We start from the raw sequence: 19,135 nt of genomic DNA on the forward strand, positions 1-19,135 counted from the left end.
TCACTTTTTATCCCTTTGTGTGCAATAATAAAACAGTTTTGCGGAAAATCCGACTGTAATTTATCTACTCTGTGTAGTTTAACCGCAGCGGCCCCTTTTACGCAAATCAGGGAACTACCTGTCATTTTAAGGAAGCATTATGCCACACCAGCAACTTCTCGCTGATATCTTACGCGCCGTCTTGCAAATAGATAAACAATTTACCGACGATACCCCCTTGCTGGGAGCTATTCCTGAGTTTGATTCTATGGCAGTTATTGCTGTAATAACCGAACTGGAAGAGCAACTGGGTATCCAGATTAATGATGATGAAATATCCGCCGACGTCTTTGAAAACTTTGGCCAGTTAAATAAATTTGTCACTCAAAAACAAGCTGCCTGACATCGCATTATGCCTTATATGGTACAGCGTCAGACAGTAAAACCTCAGGTATAAAGGACACAGTATGCAGAGTTTTTCCCGTGTATCAGTAATAGGTTTGGGCTATATAGGTTTACCTACCGCCGCAGTTATCGCCTCCCGCGGCGTGGAAGTGCTCGGCGTTGATGTGTCAGAGCATGCGGTTAACACCATCAATCAGGGCAAAATTCATATTGTCGAACCTGATTTGGATATGCTGGTACAAGCTGCCGTCACCACCGGCAAGTTAAAGGCATCTTTAACACCGGAACCGGCTGAAGCTTTTATGATAGCAGTGCCCACGCCGTTTAAAGAAAATAAAACCCCTGACTTAAGCTATATCAAGGCAGCGCTGGAAAATATTGCCCCGGTTATCGCTAAAGGCAACCTTATTGTGCTTGAATCAACCTCTCCGGTTGGTACTACCGATAAAATTTCAGCCTGGCTGGCTGAACTGCGCCCGGATTTGGTCATGCCACATCAGGACCCGGACAAAGCCGATGTTTTTATTGCCCACTGCCCCGAGCGCGTATTACCTGGCCGGGTATTGCAAGAGCTGGTTAGCAACGACCGGATTATTGGTGGTATTACCGAGCGCTGTGCGCAAAAAGCCGTCGCCCTGTATCACCTGTTTGTCCGCGGCGAATGTTTACTAACTAACGCCCGCACGGCAGAGATGGCTAAGCTGACTGAAAACTCGTTCCGCGACGTCAATATCGCTTTTGCCAATGAACTGTCGATGATTTGTGATCACTTAAAAATTAATGTTTGGGAACTGATCAAACTGGCCAACCGCCACCCACGGGTTAATATTTTAACACCCGGCCCAGGCGTAGGTGGCCACTGTATCGCTGTTGATCCATGGTTTATTGTTGACTCCGCGCCAGAGCAGGCGCAGATTATCCGCAAGGCGCGTGAAATCAACGACAGTAAACCGCTGTACGTGATTGATAAAATAAAGCAGGCCGCTGATCAGTTTAAAAAGCCGGTAATAGCCTGTTTAGGCTTAGCGTTTAAAGCAGATATTGACGATTTACGTGAAAGCCCGGCGCTGGATATCGCCATGTCATTATTAAAAGACAATATTGGCGAAATTTTGCTGGTAGAGCCTAATATTAAACAGCTACCGAAAAAGTATGCAGACCACAACGACAAGCTAACTTCTTTGCCACAGGCATTAGAGCAAGCCAATATATTAGTGGTACTGGTCGACCATAAGCAGTTTAAAACCCTGCACCCGGTAGATGTAGCAACCAAAGTTGTTATTGATACCAGAGGCATTTTCGGTTAACGAAAATCATTTCGCTACAAGGAGTGTAACTATGAAAAAAACTACCCTGCTCGCCAGCGCCGTTATGCTGGCGCTGCTTTCCGGTTGTGGCAGTAAAGATGCAACAGAGCATTACAGTGATGCGCTGAGTTTTATTCAGAATAAACAATACAGCGCTGCTGTAATCGAATTAAAATCGGCTGTGCAGCAAGAACCGGAAAATGCAGAATACCGTTTAGCTCTTGGTTTACTTCAGTTGCAGATTGGCGACAGTATATCTGCAGAAAAAGAGCTGGCCCGCGCCCTGAGTTATGGCACCGACAAGCATAAAGTGGCTTTGCCGTTGGTTCGCAGTAGCTATCAGGCGGGTGATTATCAGGCAGTGCTGGCGCACTTTTCTGATGAGACACTGCCACCGGAACAGCAAGTTTATATTGACGTATACCGTGCTCTGGCTCAGTTAGAGCTCGGTGACGCCGAGGCTGCAATAGCTCTTTTTGACCAACTGGCAACACAAAACAACTTCAGCGATGCGGCAATTTATGCCCAGGCGCATTTACTTATTGCCAATCGCAATAATAGCCAAGCACTTGAGATCATTAATCAGGTGCAGCCTGACAGCTTACTTTATGCCGAAGCATTATTTCTGCAAGGCAGAACTCAGTTAGCAGAAGAGCAGCATGCCGCTTCTATTGAAAGTATGCGCAACTATCTGACCATGGTGCCTAATAACTTGCAGGCCCGCCTGATGCTGACGCAAAACCTTGTCAGCACAGAGCAGTTTGATTTAGCAGATAAAGAATTAGCCTTGCTGCTCAAAGCGTTTCCAAATCAGCCGTTTACTAATTATCTGAAAGCGGTGTTGGAGTATGAGCGCGAGAACTACACCCTGGCCAAAGAACATGTTGAAAAAGCCATCAACAATGGTCTGCGTAATACCAGCGCACGTATTATTGCTGCATTAGCATCTCTGCATCTGGGGTTGGAGAGCCAGACATTAAACCATCTGAGCGCGATACAAAACCAGTTACCGCAATATCCGCCGTTGCAAAATCTTTACGCTTCACTGCAATTAAAGTCTGGCCAGCTTGATCAGGCTCAGGCGATTCTGGTTAACCAGGATCCGCAGGCAATGGATTACAAATTACTCGCAGCAACATCATTCCAGCTGATTAAACAAGGTTCCGGCAGTGCAGCACAAGAGCTGATTGCCAAATATGAACTAAGTGAAAACAGTAAAGATGTCGCCTCAATGACAACCTTAGGCCTGCTTAAAATGGGCATTGATGGCCAGGAATCAAGCGGTTTACGGGATCTTGAACAAGCTCTGCAATTGGACCCAAGCCAGAGTCAGACCCGCGTCGTGCTTGCTATCAGTTACCTCAGACAAAAAGAGTATGACAAAGCCTCAGCCATAGTTGATGAGTGGCTGACAGACGAAAAGCTGGCTGTTGTTGGCTACAATCTGAAAGCCTATGGCGCTATGCTGCAAAAGCAGTTTGACGAAGCTGAAGTGTTTCTGCAACAAGCGCAGCAAGCCACTGCTGATCAACCTTTTACTTTACTATTGCAAGCCCTTGTTGCCGGCACGAAAAGTGATTTTGTGCAAGCAAAGCAACTTCTGGTTAGATCAATAGAGAAACATCCATCTTACCTGCCGGCATTACAGCAGTACTATGCGCTCAGCAAAGATGATGACAAAGGTGCTGACGCAATAAAACGGGCTGGCGCTATTTTAAAAGATAACCCGGGCAACAACGCACTGCGGTTAACGTTAGCCCGTATGTACTACCAGCAACAAGAGTTTAAAAAAGCTATAGAGGTAATTGGCGATCCATCAGTGAATATGGTTAATGCCACCGCAGCTTACTGGCTGACCTTAATAGACTCACATGCCCAGCTTGGTAATCAGAAAGAGGTGCTGGCTTTAAGCGAACGCTGGTACCAGCAAGAGCCCGAAAACCTGCGGGCAGCATACTTCTATGCTACCAGCCTTAGTCTGGCTAAACGCCATGCTGAAGCGATAAATGTTGCTGATAAACAACTGGTTAAACATCCGAAAAATCCAATGCTGCTGCGTAGCAAAATCATGGCATTGTCTGAATCTAAAGACTATACCAAAGCGTTGGATAGCTTCAAAAGCCTGACAGAGCAAGATGCAGCAACGGCTGAAATGCAGTTTTTAAAAGGCCGGGTACTGTTTTTAAACGGCCAGATCCCACCGGCAATTGCTGCTTTTAATCAAAGCTATCAGTTAGCGCCAACAGATCAGACAGCCATGTTTATTGCTGAAATTTATTCAAAAGACTATTCACACCAACGTGCTGTAGAGTTTTTAGAAGGCCATTTCAGTAAAGCCCAGGCTAGCGGCAACCTGAAATTGTTTTACGCCAACCTGCTACTGGAATCTGATAAGAAAAAAGCCTTTGGGCTTTATGATGAAATTTTGCAGGCCTCTCCTGACAACTACATCATACTGAATAACTATGCCTGGATCCTCGCAGAGCAAAATCAGTTACCTGAAGCCAAACAGCATATTGAAAAAGCGATCAAGCAGGCACCAAAGCACCCCGACGTATTAGACACTTACGGCAAAGTGCTGATGAAAATGGATAACCTGCCAGACGCTATAAAAGCTTTTGAGCAGTCTCTGGCGATAAGGCCAGAGAATGATCTGGTTAAGCTTAATTATGCCGAAGCACTGGTACGTGCTGATAATAAAAGCAAAGCTAAAACGGTACTGGCTAATGTAAAAAGCCGTGATGCTGAAGTCATCAAACGGGTTGACGCCATTAACAGCATGTTGTGATATAACAGCTGTGCTGCAGCAATGCAGCACAGCTTCTGTTAAAGCAGCTTCACTATAAAAAACACCTCCGGCTACTGTCACGTAATTTTACAACATCAGTTTTCAACCACACCACCAATCACACAAGTCACTGATAAAAAACAACAAAAAAAGTTGGCACCAAAAGTGCTTATATATAAGTCGATTGCTTGAGGATAAGTTTGCGGGGCAACCCAACTAGCTTGTGTGGAAACTTCACTAAGGAAATGAAAATGAAAAAATTACTTGCAGGATTATTTTTAGCTGGAGCGGCGGCCTTTAACGCCAGTGCTTCAGTAATTATGTTTGACGACAGCTCATTTGGCGGTTCAGGTTCTACCATGTTCGACGAAATCGACTGGGATCCGGATCTGGCACAAGTGACTCAAACTGACACTAACGGCAATGGCTCAATTTTTGGTGGTCAGGACGATTTTATGGAGTTCGGCCAGACATTAATGGTTAACTTCAAACAATCAGGTATGCCAAACTTTTTACCATCAGCATACGAAGTATTTCTGGACTATGAATTTAATGGTACAGCAGAAGCCTTCCCTAACTTTGGTGGTTTAATTCAGGTTTTATTTGCTGGCGGTTCTGCCACTTTATGGGCTGACACCACTGTAAACGGTGCTTACGATGCAGGTACTGCGACTGCTTTAGGTACTTTTTCATTGGTTAACGGCAACTGTATGACAAGTGTTGCTGGTGTTGGTGCTTGTGATATCACCATGAAGTTTAACGCTAACCCAGGTTACTTCTACCACAATGGTAACGATATCTCTGGTAACAATGCTGTGTATTCACAACTGATTGTTACTGTGCAGAACATTATTGGTTTATCACCAAACTATAACGGTGTTCCAGGTTCTACTCAGGAATTCCAAATCCGTCACGATGGTAACCAAACCTTCACTGTACCAGAACCAGCAAGCTTAGCATTGTTAGGTTTAGGTCTGTTAGGTTTACGTCTGAACCGTCGTAACAAAGCCTGATTTATCAGCGCTATTAAAAAGGGCATCTGATGATGCCCTTTTTTATTGTCTTTTACACTGTGTCTGCCGATTGAGCGTTTTTTTGCGTTGTATCTCTGCTTTACTCTACCAGCAATTGTTGCAGACTAAACCGCAGCGAACGCGAAGCGGGTTGCTCACTACGCCCTACCCGGCCAAAAAATACCTTATTAGCAAATACTTGTGGCGGTAATAACGCAGCCAGCTTTTTGTCCATCGCCACTGCGTTGTCAAATGCTTGCTGGTTAGTGGTGAACTGCAGGTTGTCACGCAAATAGCCGGAAAAAATAACCGGTGTCTGCTCAGGCTGAAAGCCTAGTTTTAGCTTAGTTGCCGTAAGCCAAAAACGCTGTAAAGCGCTCCCTGCGGCCACCTGTTGTTCCAAGGTCACCGGTGCCTCAGCAGCAGTGCTATATAGCACAAAGTGTGCACTGCAGCGTAATGCCGGTAATAAATCCAGTTGCAATCTGGGTGCTATGGTCCCCCCCATATATTTGGCCATAAACTCAAAGCGCTCCCAGCTTGCCAGCGCCCATTTCATCAGTTTTGCCGTGGCGGCATCTACGCCCAATGCCTGCTCGGGGATTTTGTCTATACTGAACTGCTTACCCCAATCGATGATTTTGCTATGTACATCATAACCCTCTTTCATAATCAGCCGGGTGTAAGCATTACCATATAATAACTTAGCGATAGTCCAGCGCTCAGCTGAGCTTTCAAACCAGTGCACCGCGAAGCCAGGCGGTAAAGCCATTTCAAGCTGACGCTTTTCACCGGAGTTCAGTGCTGTAGTGCCCATTGGCCTGCGTTGTACGGTTCGTGTTTCAATATAAGGGGCAAGCGCATCAGCTTTAATGCTGCTGTCTTGCAACAAAGCAATTTTATACACCGGATGCTCTGCATCAGAGCGGTCAATGTCGCTGATTTCCAGCTGATATCCGCGTTCAGAAGCTGCGATACGGGCAGTTTCGAGTAAAGCACCGTGGGCCATATTGCTGGCAAAGCCGTTTAAATCGTATACCACATCGTGGCGGGTATCATTACCCAGAATGTCGCAACTTAATGCCGATGTCGGTCGAAAGCGCCAGCATTGGGTATTGTCACCACTGGGTGCCCAGCGGGCTTTATCTAATACATAACGTAATGGATCCTGTTCCGGTGCGGTTTTAGGCGCTATTTGCACGGGTTGATTCAGAAAGTACTTCCGTCCCAGATGAAGTGCCAGCCGGTTTATGGGATTGGCATTGCCAAAAGGCCGCCAGCTAACTTTATAGCTATTACGATAAGCATCAAATTGCAGGCTTCTGGGCGCGGCAATAACTTTCCCGCGGTTCAGCATCAGCTTTAATGCCTGAGTTGCTGCAACGCCGGCGCAAAGCTCGCAAGCCATGATAGTTGACGGCCCTTTGCGCTCAGGCAAATTTATACTTTCTGGTACCACTAAATAGGCACTGTGCAGTCTGGCAGGCGATAACCCGACAAAAAAGCGCAAATACTGTTCATTTTCATCACAGCCATCAAGTAGAAAATATTGCTCAAATGTCATCTTGCCGGGCAAAAAGTTCAGGTTCGCTACCCCCATCCCCAAAGGCGCAGCGGTTACCGCAGGAATACCCGCATCATAGGCTTTTCTGAACATCAGGCTTCTGATTTTCAGCGCAAAAAAGTCAAGCCCATCAATATATACATCAACATCCTGTAAAAAAGCGTCGATATTACTTTCAGTAACACCGTCTGCAAAAGTGGTTATTTCCAGATCCGGGTTAATATCCAATGCCATTGCTACCAGTGTATCGAGCTTTTTCTGGCCCACGGAAGATAATCTGGCACCGGCCTGACGGTTAAAGTTTTCAATATCGAAACTGTCAAAATCTGCCAGGTGAAACCGGCCAACACCAAGCCGGGCCAGCGTCAGTAAGTGTGCTCCCCCAACCCCTCCCATACCGGCAATTGCCACGCGCTTACTGGCCAGCAGTTGCTGTTCTGCTAAGGTTAGCCAGCCAATATTGCGCGAAAATGCTTTGTAATAGTCAAAATCGGATGAACTCATACGGTTAGTCCTTTTGCCGGATTAAATAAGGGTAAAGCCGCAGTTGCGGGGCTAACTGGCTTTTTAGCATATTAAACAACTGCAGAATTTCCGGGTTAAGTGCCGATATGAACTTATGCTCAGGAAGATAAAATAACGCGCGGGTGCCGTGATAATCCATTTCATCACCGATTTGCTCAAACGCCAACCCTAACCGCTCAAGGCGTTTTTTTAACCTGGGTTCCACCACAACAAACATAGCCTTGTGATGACACATTTGTACCAGCGCTATAATACTCAGGTACAAGCCGATGGCAATATTAGGGAAGTTTCTGCGTTCTTCTTCTGAAAATACATCTTTTTCCAGATTAATCTCGTTGATGACATAAGGCGTATTTTGCTCACCTAAACGACGGCGAAACGCCTCAGGCACAGCAAGCCGGGAAATTTCACTGAAAGAACCGCGTTCAAATTCAGACAGATCAATTAAATCGGTTCTGACTGACGACAAACAGTGCTGTTCAAACGGCAGTTGATAAGATGGGTTCTCTGCCGGAGGAATAACCAGCCGAGCAGTGCCGGCATACTGGCCAGTCCTTTTATGCACCAACAGCAGGGCAAAAGAGTACTCGTCACACTCATCGGTTTCCATACCATTTTCGCGCAACGGCTCCCAGCCCAGTTCTTCACAGTACACTGAGTGTCTGATCTTAAAAGACTCTTGTCGTAACGCTGTTGAAGCGGCAAACTTAATTTCAAAATACTGCTTAAAGTTGTCGGCCAGACTGACACAATCCATGATGATATCCAGTTAATACATTAGACTCAGTAAATATAGTAGCCACTCTTTGTTTGTTTTACATAGTAAAATCATCTAACAATGCGAATTTCATATACTAAATTATTTAGAGTCACACCAATTTCACAATAATATTAACTAACTGTGTATTTAGCCGCCAACTGTTGTAACGAAGCTCCGGTAACCCGGTTTATCCGCCAATCTTCTAGCATAGTGGCGCCCTGTGCCTGATAAAAATCTATTGCAGGTTGATTCCAGTCTAGTACAGACCACTCAAGACGGCCACAGTCACGCTCGACAGCCAGTTTTGCCAGATAACTCAGCAGTACCCGGCCCAAACCTTTACCACGGTATTCAGGCAATACAAACAGATCTTCCAGATAAATACCTGGTTTGGCTAAAAATGTTGAATAATTATGAAAGAACAATGCAAAGCCGGCAGCCTTTTTATCATATTCTGCAATGACAACCTCGGCATAAGCTTTGTGACCAAATAATGTCTGTTGTAATTTTTCTTCTGTAGCCACAACCTGATCTGACAGCCTTTCATATTCAGCCAGCCCTTGAATAAAAGTCAATATAACAGGTACATCTTGCGGTGTGGCTAAACGCAAATGAATTTTATCAGACATAACAGCTCCTTAAAGCAATAAAAAAACGCCGACACAGCATCAGGCTCTGTCGGCGTTTGAGTGTAGCAAGTTGTTTAGACGACGTCAGCTGAGGTTAAAGCACGACTTTCCAGATCGCCCGCCTTAAAGCTATCTACGCTGATAGCGCTAAAACGCAAGGCATTCATTTTCAATAACTGTTTAGATTCCGTGTCGCTTATCACTTCAGCCAGTAAGGCTTGCTCAATGGTTTGCTCCAGTGGTTGCTTACGCGGTAGCTTACCATCGCGCTGGGCCTGATAAATCTTCTTCATTACAGGCTGCGCTTCATACATTGCTATAAAAGCGCTTTCCATCAACCCCGTTGCATCGTCCTCACCCTCGCCGATGTAACACAGATGTGTTAAACGGTCGCGTACCACACCAGGTTTAGACATCGCTTCACAGATCTGAATCGCAGTATCGTCATCCGGCATTTTGTAGCCAATGCCAAACGGAAATACCAGAACACGCAATAACCCGGCAACAAAGCGATTAGGAAAGTTAGCAAAGAAGCCATCAAAAGCACGGCCAATTTCAAACAACGCCCGCTGCAGGCTGTAATGCACAAATGGCAGATCACATTGCTGACGACCATTATCTTCATAGAATTTTAATACGGCGGAGGCAATATACAGCTGGCTTAATACATCACCTAAGCGCGCTGATAACATTTCACGGCGTTTTAACTCACCGCCTAAAATCAGCATCGAAAAATCTGCACTTAATGCCAAGCCACGGCTCATACGGCTTAACTGTTTATAATATTTAGCAGTTTCACCAGATACTGGAGCAGTGTTAAAAGCACCTGCTGTTATACCCTGCCACAGCGCACCGAAAGTATTCCCCATAGCAAAGCCGATATGCTTAAGCAGCAAGCTGTCAAATTGCTTTAAGCCCTGTTCAGCATCCGGGTTTGCCGCCGCTTCCAGTTCTGCCAGTACATAGGGATGGCAACGCGTTGCGCCCTGCCCGAAAATCATCAGGTTACGGGTCAGAATATTTGCGCCTTCTACCGTAATGGAAATGGGTATACCCATATAACCATGTGCCAGGTAGTTTTTCGGCCCGATCTGAATAGCGCGGCCAGCATGAATATCAAAGGCATCATTCATTAAGGTTCGCGACATTTCAGTCATGTGGTACTTGGCAATAGCCGTTACCACGCTTGGGCTTAGTTTCATGTCAATTGCGCCGGCTGTCATAACCCGCATGGCTTCAAGGCTGTAGGTAAAACCGCCGATACGGGCAAGTGATTCCTGAACACCTTCAAACTTACCAATTGATAAGCCAAACTGCTGGCGTACATAGCCATAGGCACCGGTCATTCGCGCCGCCAGGTGCCCAGTAGCGGTGGCTAATGCTGGCAGACTGATACCCCGTCCTGCTGATAAACATTCAACCAGCATCCGCCAGCCACGGCCGGCATAATCAGGCCCGCCAATAATCCATTCCAGTGGAATAAACACATCTTTACCGTAGGTAGTACCATTCATAAACGCCATATTCATCGGGAAGTGGCGGTCACCAATCTCAACACCTTTATGGCTGGTAGGAATAAGCGCACAGGTAATACCCAGCTCTTCTTTATTGCCAATTAAGCCATCCGGATCATACAGTTTAAAGGCAAGCCCCAGCACTGTTGCCACCGGTGCCAATGTAATATAGCGTTTATCCCAGTTAAGACGAAGACCAACGACTTCTTTGCCTTCAAATTCCCCCTTGCACACAACACCGGTATCCGGAATGCCACCAGCGTCAGAGCCTGCCTCAGGGCCTGTCAGCGCAAAACAGGGCACATCAGTGCCATTGGCTAAGCCGGGTAACCAAAAGTCTTTCTGCTGCTGTGTGCCGTAGTGCATTAGCAACTCGCCAGGGCCTAATGAGTTAGGCACCATTACCGTTACCGCGGCGGTTAAACTGCGGGTAGCAATACGCGAAACAATAGTTGAGTTGGCAATAGCAGAGAACTCGCGGCCGCCGTAGGATTTAGGAATAATCATCGCGAAGAAGCCTTCACGTTTTAAGAAATCCCATACCTCAGTAGGCAAATCCCGCTGTTCCTGCACAATCTTGTAGTCATCCAGCATTTTCAGCAGGGTTTCTACCTGATTGTCCATAAAAGCCTGTTCATCAGCATTTAGCTCCGCTTTAGGGAAACTATGCAGCTTGTGCCAATCTGGCTTGCCCTGAAACAGATCACCGTCCCACCATACATCACCTGCTTCCATCGCTTCACGTTCTGTATCAGACAGTGGCGGCAGAATTTTTTTGAACATGGTAAACACAGGTTTGGTAATTAAATTACGGCGAATATCAGCAACGCCAAAAATCACCGCCAGCGTGACAACTAATACTAATAGAATCAACATATTATCTTCCTTCACTCGCCATTGCAGGCGCGGTATGACTTAATTGAGTAACAGTGGCAACAGGTGCAGCAATGGCTGCAGACAAGTACGGCAGTAAGCGTAAAATCACGCCTTCAATATCAACTTTTTCATTAAAATCTGCTTCGGCGATTTCAGCTAAGGCTTCATTAGATGCCATGGTAAATACCACAGTACCCAGTGAAAAATGCAGCCGCCAGAATAGCTCGCTGGGTGGCAAATCCGGACAGGCTTGCTGTACCAGTAATACCAGCTTATCCAGTACACGGCCATAATGATGGTTAAAAAACCAACGCAAGTGCCCCTGCACATCGGTATAACCACGGCCCAGCAGTTGTAAAAAAATACGGGCACCGTTCTGATGTACTTTATTTAACTCCAGTAACGGCTTTACAAACACCGATAACACCTGGCTTAAGCTATTTGGCTGTTGCACGGCCAGCAAGCGGGTAAACTCCTGATCCAACCGCGGCATCAGCACCACGAGGTAGCGCTGCAGCACGGCCTGAATAAGTTCTTTTTTTGAACCAAAATGGTAATTGACCGACGCTAAATTAACCTCAGCCATGCTGGTTATTTGCCGCAAAGAGGTATCGGTAAAGCCCGTTTCGGCAAACAATGTTTGTGCCGCATCGAGAATTTTATTTTGGGTGCTGTGCTTAACAGACATAACGCCACCAATATTTAAACGCATGTTTGAAATGTACGTTTGAATTTAAATACTGTCAAGCGGCAAATCAGCAACTGGTCTAACCTGGTATAATTATCGGGCTTTTTTGTTGTACGTCATTGGTATTGTGCAATTTGAAACTTAAACTAGTGGCTTACTGTCATTAGCTTTGCCGGAGTTCTTGTTACCCGTGCTGAAAATAAAACCCGAAGCGTTAAAACTGGGCTATGCCATTAAGCTACCTGCCGGTTGGCTGAAACATCCGTTCTTGTCTGGCAATATGATTATAGAAAACAGCCAGCAGCTACAAATTATCAAATCGCTCAATCTGGATTATGTGTTTTTTTACCCGGATAAAAGTGTCCAAGTTGCACAACCGGCAGAGTTAAGCGACGAGGACACAGCCGGGTTTAATATGGCAGCCAGTGAAGCGCAGCTGAAAATGCAGCAGGAAAAAATGCAGCGCATTGAGCAAGCCAAAGCGCACCGGCGTGATTTACAGCGCACTGAAAAAGCCTTTGCTCAATCTTTGCTGCAGGTAAAAAGCCTGATGAGCAAAATTAACAGCCGCCCGCTCAACGCTATAGAAGAGGCCGGCAGCCTGATCAGCGCCATGGCGGATATTCTGCTCGGAGCCGATTCGCTGGTGCTGCATTTAATTTCCGGTGCAGCGAAAGAGCAGGAAGGCCTGTATTATCACTCTTTGAATGTGGCTACTTTGTCAATGATGCTGGCAAAAAACCTTAACCTGTCGCCAGCGCAGGTTAAAACCGTAGGCATTGGCGCTTTGTTCCATGATATTGGCAAAATTAAAATACCCAGCCAGATTTTACGCAAAACCACAGAGCTGAGTACGCCAGAGCAAAACCTGCTAAAGCTGCATACCAAATATGGTGTGGAGTTAGTGGGTTTAACCGATACCTTTCCCCTGGACGCCTGGCCTATTATTGAGCAACACCACGAATATATTGACGGCAGCGGCTACCCTAAGGCTTTAAAAGAGCCACAAATAGATGCGTTAGCTAAAATTGTGGCGGTAGTTAATGCGTTTGACAATTTGTGCCATCCGCTGGATATCAGTAAATCACGATCGCCGCACCATGCGCTGTCGTATATGTACCGCAGTATGAAAGGTAAACTGCCGGAGCGCGAGATGAAAGTGATGATTAAAATGATGGGCGTGTACCCACCAGGTACCATCGTTTTATTGTCTGATCAACGGCTGGGCATTGTCATGTCAGTAAACAGCGACAGCCTGCTGTGCCCCAACGTACTGGTGTATGACGCTGATGTGCCAAGACTGGAAGCGCCAATTCTGACATTAGAGCCTGATAAACTCAGCATCAGCAAAGTGGTTAAAATTCAGTCGTTACCGCAACATATTGCTGAATACCTCAACCCCAGAGCGCAGGTCAGTTACCATATTCAGGGCAAAAACTGATGCTGCTTTACAGATAAGCATGACCGGTTTGCTCTAAATCAACCGTTGGAGGCCATGGATGGCCGGAATCGAGCCTCAGGGACGATTCATGGCGTGTTGATGTGAGCAAACCGCGTCATGTAAGACAATAAACTGGCCACTGCCGGGCAGTGCCGCTGGCCTTTTTATTACTTCAGATGTCGGTCAAAAAACTGCGTAATACTTTTATGCAGATGGGTTTGTACCGGCTGGCCAAACATAGAGTGCTTACTGCCCGGGTAATTAATCATATCAAACAGTAAGCCCTTATCCTGCAGCTGTTTATACAGCTTGGTGCTGTGGGTAAACAACACATTATCATCTGCCATACCGTGGTAAATCAGCAAGTTACCTTTTAAGCCATCGGTGTAAGGAAATACCGCACTGTCGGTATAGCCTTGAGCATTTTGCGCAGGGTGGCCTAAATAGCGCTCAGTGTAATGGGTGTCGTACAGTGCCCAATCAGTAACCGGTGCACCGGACACTCCGGCAGCGAAGTAATCACCGGCTTTAAACATCGCCATTATCGCCATATAACCACCGTAGCTGTGGCCGTAAATAGCCACCTTCTTCGCATCGACATACGGCAGGCTGCGCAGATATTCTACGCCACGGATTTGGTCATTTAGTTCGGCTTCACCCAATTTCAAATAAATCGGATCTTCAAAGGCTTTACCGCGGTTATAAGAGCCGCGGTTATCCAACTGAAAGACCAGGTAGCCTTGCTGCACTAAATAATGCAGATACAAGTCACGCGCACTCCAGCTATTGGTTACACGTTGGGCATGCGGGCCACCGTATACGCTGACAATTACCGGATATTTTTTATCCTGCGCCAACGTTTTTGGCGCAAACAGCCGGTAATGCATAGTTTGACCATCTTCTGCTTTAAGCGTACCAAAACGCGGCGCCGTCAGTTCAGCATGATAAGGCGTGAGCGCATGGCTGCTGTTCAGCTCGTTTTGCTCCAGCCAGGTTAGCACTTTACCGTCCAGGCCACGCAGCGCCACTTTAGTCGGCGTACTGACATTAGAAAAGCTGTCGATAAAGCTGCTGCCATCTTTGGCCATCACCAACGCATGGTCAAAACCGGCTTCGGTTAAACGCTTAATATTGCCATCTTTTAAACTGACCTGATACAGATGCCGCTCCAGCGGCGTATCTTTACGGCCGGTAAAGTACACCATGCCTTGTTTTTCGTTTACCGCATCCAGCTCATCTACTACCCAGTTACCACTGGTTAGCTGGCGCAGCAATTTGCCGTTAAAGTCAAAGTGATACAGGTGCTTATAACCGTCACGTTCAGAGGCCCAGATAAAGCCCTGCTCGTTAGCCAGAAAATGTAAATCATCATGCAGGTTCAGCCAGGTTTTGCTGCTTTCGCTCAGCAGTACTTTTTGCTGATTATTGCTTAAGTCGACCAGCCGCAGCTCCAGCTGCTGTTGGTTACGGCTTTGCCATTGGTAACTTAAATAGCGGGCACTTTTGGTCCAGTCAACCCGCGGTAAGTAGATATCTTCGTCATCACCGTGTGAAATCCAGTTCACGCTGCCGTCTTTGAGTGCTACCACACCCAGCTGAATTTTGGCATTGGCGGTGCCGGTATAAGGATAGCGCTGGTTAAACAGTTTTATTTCGTCGGCATAAATCTCATTGCGTACTACTTCAGCCACACCGCTTTCATCGGTACGGGTAAAGGCAATTTTGCTGTCATCCGGTGCCCACCAATAGCCGGTCATACGGCCCATTTCTTCCTGGGCAACAAATTCTGCCATGCCGTTTTTAATATCGCCGCCACCGTCAGAGGTTAGCTGTGTTTCTTTGCCGCTGGCAATTTCCAGCACAAACAGGTTCTGATTACGGATAAAGGCCACATAACGCCCGGTAGGCGAAATCGTAGCATCGGTTTCAAACTCGCTGGTATCGGTGAGTTTTTTTGCGCTTTTGCTGCGTAATTCGTAGTAGTACAAATCACCGTTTAGCGGAAATAACAAGGCATCGCTGTTTTTTGACCAGCTGTAACTGATAATACCCGAGGCAAATAAGCGCATGCGCTCGCGGCGGGCTTTTTCTTCATCAGATAAGGTTTCAGCGCCACTGATTAAGCTGTCGGCGTCAACCAACAGGCTGTGTTTGCCTTCTTTAATATGGTATTGCCATAAATCCAGCCGGTTAGCGTCCCCGGCCTTGCCTTTAAGGTAGGTTACCCTGCTGCCATCCGGCGCCATGCTTAATGAGCGTGGTGTGGCACCGCTTAATGCCGGATCAGCAAATAAGCGCTCTAACTCCAGTTGCTTAGCATTAAGCATATTGCTGCCTCCGAATAGTAAACACAGTGCCAGTACAAAACGTGGTAATTTAACGTGCATTATTGTCCCTGCGACTTTGATTTAATTTTGCTTGCCGTTTGTATAATGCTTCAGGCCAAACTGCAAGAAAAAGCCGCTTGCGTTATGCTTAGCTGCGATAAAAAGAGGATTTAATACATGAAACTAACCGAAGTTAGCCACCCGCTGGTAAAACATAAAATTGGCCTGCTACGCGCTGCAGATATCAGTACCAAGCAATTTCGCCAGCTGGCGGCAGAACTGGGTAGCCTGCTAACCTACGAAGCCACAAAGGACTTAGCCACAGAAACCGTTACTATCGACAGTTGGAGCGGCCCGGTTCAGATTGAGCAAATTCAGGGCAAAAAAGTTACGATAGTGCCGATACTGCGCGCAGGCCTGGGCATGCTCGATGGTGTACTGGAGCTGTTACCCAGCGCCCGCATCAGTGTGGTGGGTATTTATCGCGATGAGAAAACCCTGCAACCGGTACCGTATTTTCAAAAACTGGCGTCCGATCTCGGGCAACGCCTGGCGATAGTGGTTGACCCTATGCTGGCTACCGGCGGCTCACTGATCGCCACTATTGATTTGTTAAAACAACATGGTGCCAACCATATTAAAGCGCTGGTATTGGTAGCCGCGCCCGAAGGTATTGCAGCACTGCGCCTGGCGCATCCGGATGTCGAGCTGTACACCGCTGCGGTTGACCGTTGCCTGAACGAGCACGGCTATATACTGCCCGGCTTAGGTGATGCCGGTGATAAACTGTTTGGTACCAAATGAGGACAACCCAGTGCAGTTAATACCCTGGTCTTATCACACCCGCCAAGGCTTTACCCTGCGCGGCTATCGCAGCGAAGCCAGCGGCAAGCCGGTATTGCATATATTGCATGGTAATGGTTTTTGCAGCCGGATGTATCAACCCATGCTGCAACTACTGGCAGCGGATTATGACTTGTTTTTATCGGATGCTCAGGGTCATGGCGACAGCGATCACGGCGGCGCTTTTGTCGGCTGGAATAAAAGCGCGGAACTGGCAGCCGAAGCCTGGCTGGCACATAAAAATGTCTATCCCGATGTACCGGTATACGGTGTTGGTCACAGCTTTGGTGGCATTTTAACAGCGTTAATCCACACAGTTGCCCCTAGTCCCTTTACCGGTGCCGTCTTGCTTGACCCGGTGTTATTTACCCCCGGTATGCTAACGGTAATGAGTACATTAAACGGTGTACGGCTATACCATAAAAACCCGCTGGCCAAAGCGGCACTGCGCCGCCGCCAGCACTGGCCGGACAGAGATACCGCACTAAATTACCTGAATAATCGCGGTATGTTCGCCAACTGGCATCCCGATGCACTGGCTGCCTATATCGATCATGCGCTAAAGCCGTCAGAGCACGGCCTGAGTTTAAAATGTTTACCACAGCGCGAAGCGGATATTTTTGCCTCATACCCGCATAAACTCTGGCAGCAACTGGCACAGCAGTGCCCGCCGGTACATGTAATTTACGGTGATAAAAGTTATGACTTTATCGCTAAATCACTGCGTAAATGGCAAAAACGTAATGCCGCTGTCAGTGTTGAACAAGTCAGCGGCGGCCACTGCTTTATGCAGGAAGATCCACAATCAGCGGCACAGTATATTCAGCTTGCGGTTAGAGCACTGAATTGTCAGTTGAAATAGCTGTTAATACACGGCCTGAATTCCGTTATAATGGCGAAAATATTAACCTGGAACCCCAGATGAAAAAGCGTTTATTAGTTACCGCACTGCTGCTGTCCGCCTGTAGCCATTTACCGTCTGAGCGACCTGCAGACACTACTACTCTAAAGGTGCCACCACAACCTGTCGTGGTGTCAGAGCCTGAAGATGTAGTAATAGAAAATTCCGATACAGCAGAGTCTGTAGCCACCGATTTTGAGCATATCTTTGTTGATAGTGATATGACATTCAGCGGCACCCTGCCGTGCGCTGATTGCCCGGGGATCAGCTATCATATTAACCTGTACCGCGATGGCCGTTTTGAGGTACGCCAGGAGTATCTGGAACGGAATCAGGTTAATCTGGTAAAAGGGATCTGGTTACTGGAAAACCGTAGCCTGCATCTGGTTAATCAGCAGCAAACCCTGCCAGCCTTTCATTTTTTATCTAACCGGCAATTAACCATGCTGGATTTAAGCGGCAAACCTATCAGCGCTAATCAACAGTATCAGTTGCAGCGTGCCGCCGAATTTAAAAAACTGGATACCCGCCAGGCTATGCTTGGCTTATATATGCTGAGTAATAATCAAGCCACCTTTACCAGTTGCCGCAGTGGCGACAGCTTAAATGTGGCCAATACCCAGCACCACTTACCGGTAATGCGCCAGTATCAACAGGACGCCCGTTTCAACGGCAATGCCGTTATTGCCACCTTAGTAGGCCGCAGAGGCCAGGACGATCAGGCCAATACGCTGTTTATTGATAAATTTGAACAATTCTGGCCAGGCGCCACCTGCCCCGATCAGATCCAACCTGGCAAAATGCAGGGTATTGTTTGGCGTGCAGAAAAACTGACCGACCGTTATGTACCGCAACAGCTTAACGTCAGGGTAATTTTTGACCAGAACGACCGCTTATATGGTTTTGCCGGCTGCAATAACTTTAACGGTAACTACAAGCAGCGCTCTAATCAGTTAACAGTACAACCGCTGGTAAGCACACGTAAATTCTGTGCTGAAAGTAGTGAGCTGGAACAACAGTTTACCCAGTCACTGCAATCGGCCGACCGTGCTGAAGTAAATGGCGATAAATTACAGTTGTTTAAAAATAACCAGCTTATTTTGCAGTTTAAGCCTGCGGTTAACTAACCGCAGCAACTGACTTTTATCCGCGCAGTTTGCTCCAGCGCAGACATAAAAAAAGCCACCTTGCGGTGGCTTTTTATTGCGGCGTAAATTACGCTGCTAAGGCTTGTTTCGCTTTGCTCACTAAAGCAGTAAAGGCTGCTTTATCGAATACCGCGATGTCAGCTAAAATCTTACGGTCGATTTCCACAGAGGCTTTTTTCAGGCCATCAATGAAACGACTATAAGACAAACCATTCATACGTGACGCAGCGTTGATACGCGCGATCCACAGTTGACGGAACTGACGCTTACGTTGACGACGGTCACGGTAAGCATATTGGCCGGCTTTAATAACGGCTTGGAAAGCAACACGATAAACACGACTGCGGGCACCGTAGTAACCTTTGGCCTGGTTTAACACCTTCTTATGACGCGCACGCGCCGTTACACCACGTTTAACTCTTGGCAT

Annotated in this window: 15 protein-coding genes; 8 read left to right on the top strand and 7 right to left on the bottom strand. The window is 46.9% G+C overall.

All coding sequences use genetic code 11. From position 1 onward, the window contains the following. The first annotated feature begins 139 nt into the window (after positions 1–139). The 4 genes from BLW68_RS05050 to pepA all read left to right on the top strand — a co-directional run bounded on the left by BLW68_RS05050 (position 140) and on the right by pepA (position 5,492). The gene (locus tag BLW68_RS05050) at positions 140–382 is read left to right on the top strand and encodes an acyl carrier protein (RefSeq protein WP_092790935.1); all 243 of its coding nucleotides are present in this window, start codon (positions 140–142) and stop codon (positions 380–382) included. A 64-nt stretch (positions 383–446) separates the two neighbouring features. Beyond that, positions 447–1,691 (top strand): UDP-N-acetyl-D-mannosamine dehydrogenase, encoded by a 1,245-nt coding sequence (gene wecC / locus BLW68_RS05055; protein WP_092790937.1) that lies wholly within the window; start codon positions 447–449, stop codon positions 1,689–1,691. Positions 1,692–1,722: 31 nt separating this feature from the next. Further along, entirely contained in the window at positions 1,723–4,479 is a 2,757-nt protein-coding gene (gene prsT, locus BLW68_RS05060) for an XrtA/PEP-CTERM system TPR-repeat protein PrsT (protein ID WP_092790939.1), read from the top strand. Between the two features lie 245 nt (positions 4,480–4,724). Continuing rightward, a complete protein-coding gene (pepA, locus tag BLW68_RS05065; RefSeq protein ID WP_092790941.1) occupies positions 4,725–5,492 on the top strand; it encodes a flocculation-associated PEP-CTERM protein PepA in 768 nt (255 codons plus the stop codon). A gap of 100 nt (positions 5,493–5,592) precedes the next feature. Here pepA and BLW68_RS05070 read toward each other — a convergent pair whose 3' ends face one another. From BLW68_RS05070 to psrA, 5 genes are all read right to left on the bottom strand, one after another. Beyond that, the gene (locus BLW68_RS05070) at positions 5,593–7,560 is read right to left on the bottom strand and encodes a ThiF family adenylyltransferase (protein ID WP_092790943.1); all 1,968 of its coding nucleotides are present in this window, start codon (positions 7,558–7,560) and stop codon (positions 5,593–5,595) included. A 4-nt stretch (positions 7,561–7,564) separates the two neighbouring features. Then, the gene (locus BLW68_RS05075) at positions 7,565–8,338 is read right to left on the bottom strand and encodes a PEP-CTERM/exosortase system-associated acyltransferase (RefSeq protein ID WP_092790945.1); all 774 of its coding nucleotides are present in this window, start codon (positions 8,336–8,338) and stop codon (positions 7,565–7,567) included. A 134-nt stretch (positions 8,339–8,472) separates the two neighbouring features. Next, positions 8,473–8,970 (bottom strand): GNAT family N-acetyltransferase, encoded by a 498-nt coding sequence (locus BLW68_RS05080; protein WP_092790947.1) that lies wholly within the window; start codon positions 8,968–8,970, stop codon positions 8,473–8,475. 74 nt (positions 8,971–9,044) lie between these two features. After that, the gene (locus tag BLW68_RS05085; protein WP_092790949.1) at positions 9,045–11,360 is read right to left on the bottom strand and encodes an acyl-CoA dehydrogenase; all 2,316 of its coding nucleotides are present in this window, start codon (positions 11,358–11,360) and stop codon (positions 9,045–9,047) included. A gap of 1 nt (position 11,361) precedes the next feature. Next, positions 11,362–12,048, bottom strand: coding sequence for a TetR family transcriptional repressor PsrA (gene psrA, locus BLW68_RS05090; RefSeq protein ID WP_092791465.1), 687 nt, complete (start codon positions 12,046–12,048; stop codon positions 11,362–11,364). Positions 12,049–12,238: 190 nt separating this feature from the next. On the opposite strand from psrA, the gene BLW68_RS05095 reads away from it, so the two are divergent. Further along, positions 12,239–13,489, top strand: coding sequence for a cyclic di-GMP phosphodiesterase (locus tag BLW68_RS05095; protein ID WP_245728270.1), 1,251 nt, complete (start codon positions 12,239–12,241; stop codon positions 13,487–13,489). A 167-nt stretch (positions 13,490–13,656) separates the two neighbouring features. On the opposite strand, the gene BLW68_RS05100 is transcribed toward BLW68_RS05095, so the two are convergent. Further along, positions 13,657–15,876 (bottom strand): S9 family peptidase, encoded by a 2,220-nt coding sequence (locus BLW68_RS05100; RefSeq protein WP_092790953.1) that lies wholly within the window; start codon positions 15,874–15,876, stop codon positions 13,657–13,659. A gap of 117 nt (positions 15,877–15,993) precedes the next feature. On the opposite strand from BLW68_RS05100, the gene upp reads away from it, so the two are divergent. Genes upp through BLW68_RS05115 form a run of 3 tightly spaced genes read left to right on the top strand, consistent with a single transcriptional unit; the run spans position 15,994 to position 18,687 of the window. Next, positions 15,994–16,620 carry a uracil phosphoribosyltransferase gene (gene upp, locus BLW68_RS05105; protein ID WP_092790954.1) on the top strand — a complete coding sequence of 209 codons (627 nt, stop codon included), beginning with the start codon at positions 15,994–15,996 and terminating at the stop codon, positions 16,618–16,620. Between the two features lie 10 nt (positions 16,621–16,630). Beyond that, on the top strand, positions 16,631–17,521 hold the full coding sequence (locus BLW68_RS05110) for an alpha/beta fold hydrolase (RefSeq protein ID WP_092791467.1): 891 nt from the start codon (positions 16,631–16,633) through the stop codon (positions 17,519–17,521). Between the two features lie 59 nt (positions 17,522–17,580). Then, on the top strand, positions 17,581–18,687 hold the full coding sequence (locus BLW68_RS05115; RefSeq protein WP_092790956.1) for an META domain-containing protein: 1,107 nt from the start codon (positions 17,581–17,583) through the stop codon (positions 18,685–18,687). A gap of 88 nt (positions 18,688–18,775) precedes the next feature. On the opposite strand, the gene rplT is transcribed toward BLW68_RS05115, so the two are convergent. Continuing rightward, a complete protein-coding gene (gene rplT / locus BLW68_RS05120) occupies positions 18,776–19,135 on the bottom strand; it encodes a 50S ribosomal protein L20 (RefSeq protein ID WP_068235207.1) in 360 nt (119 codons plus the stop codon).

Source organism: Rheinheimera pacifica (genome assembly GCF_900108485.1).
Classification (GTDB): Bacteria; Pseudomonadota; Gammaproteobacteria; order Enterobacterales; family Alteromonadaceae; genus Alishewanella; species Alishewanella pacifica.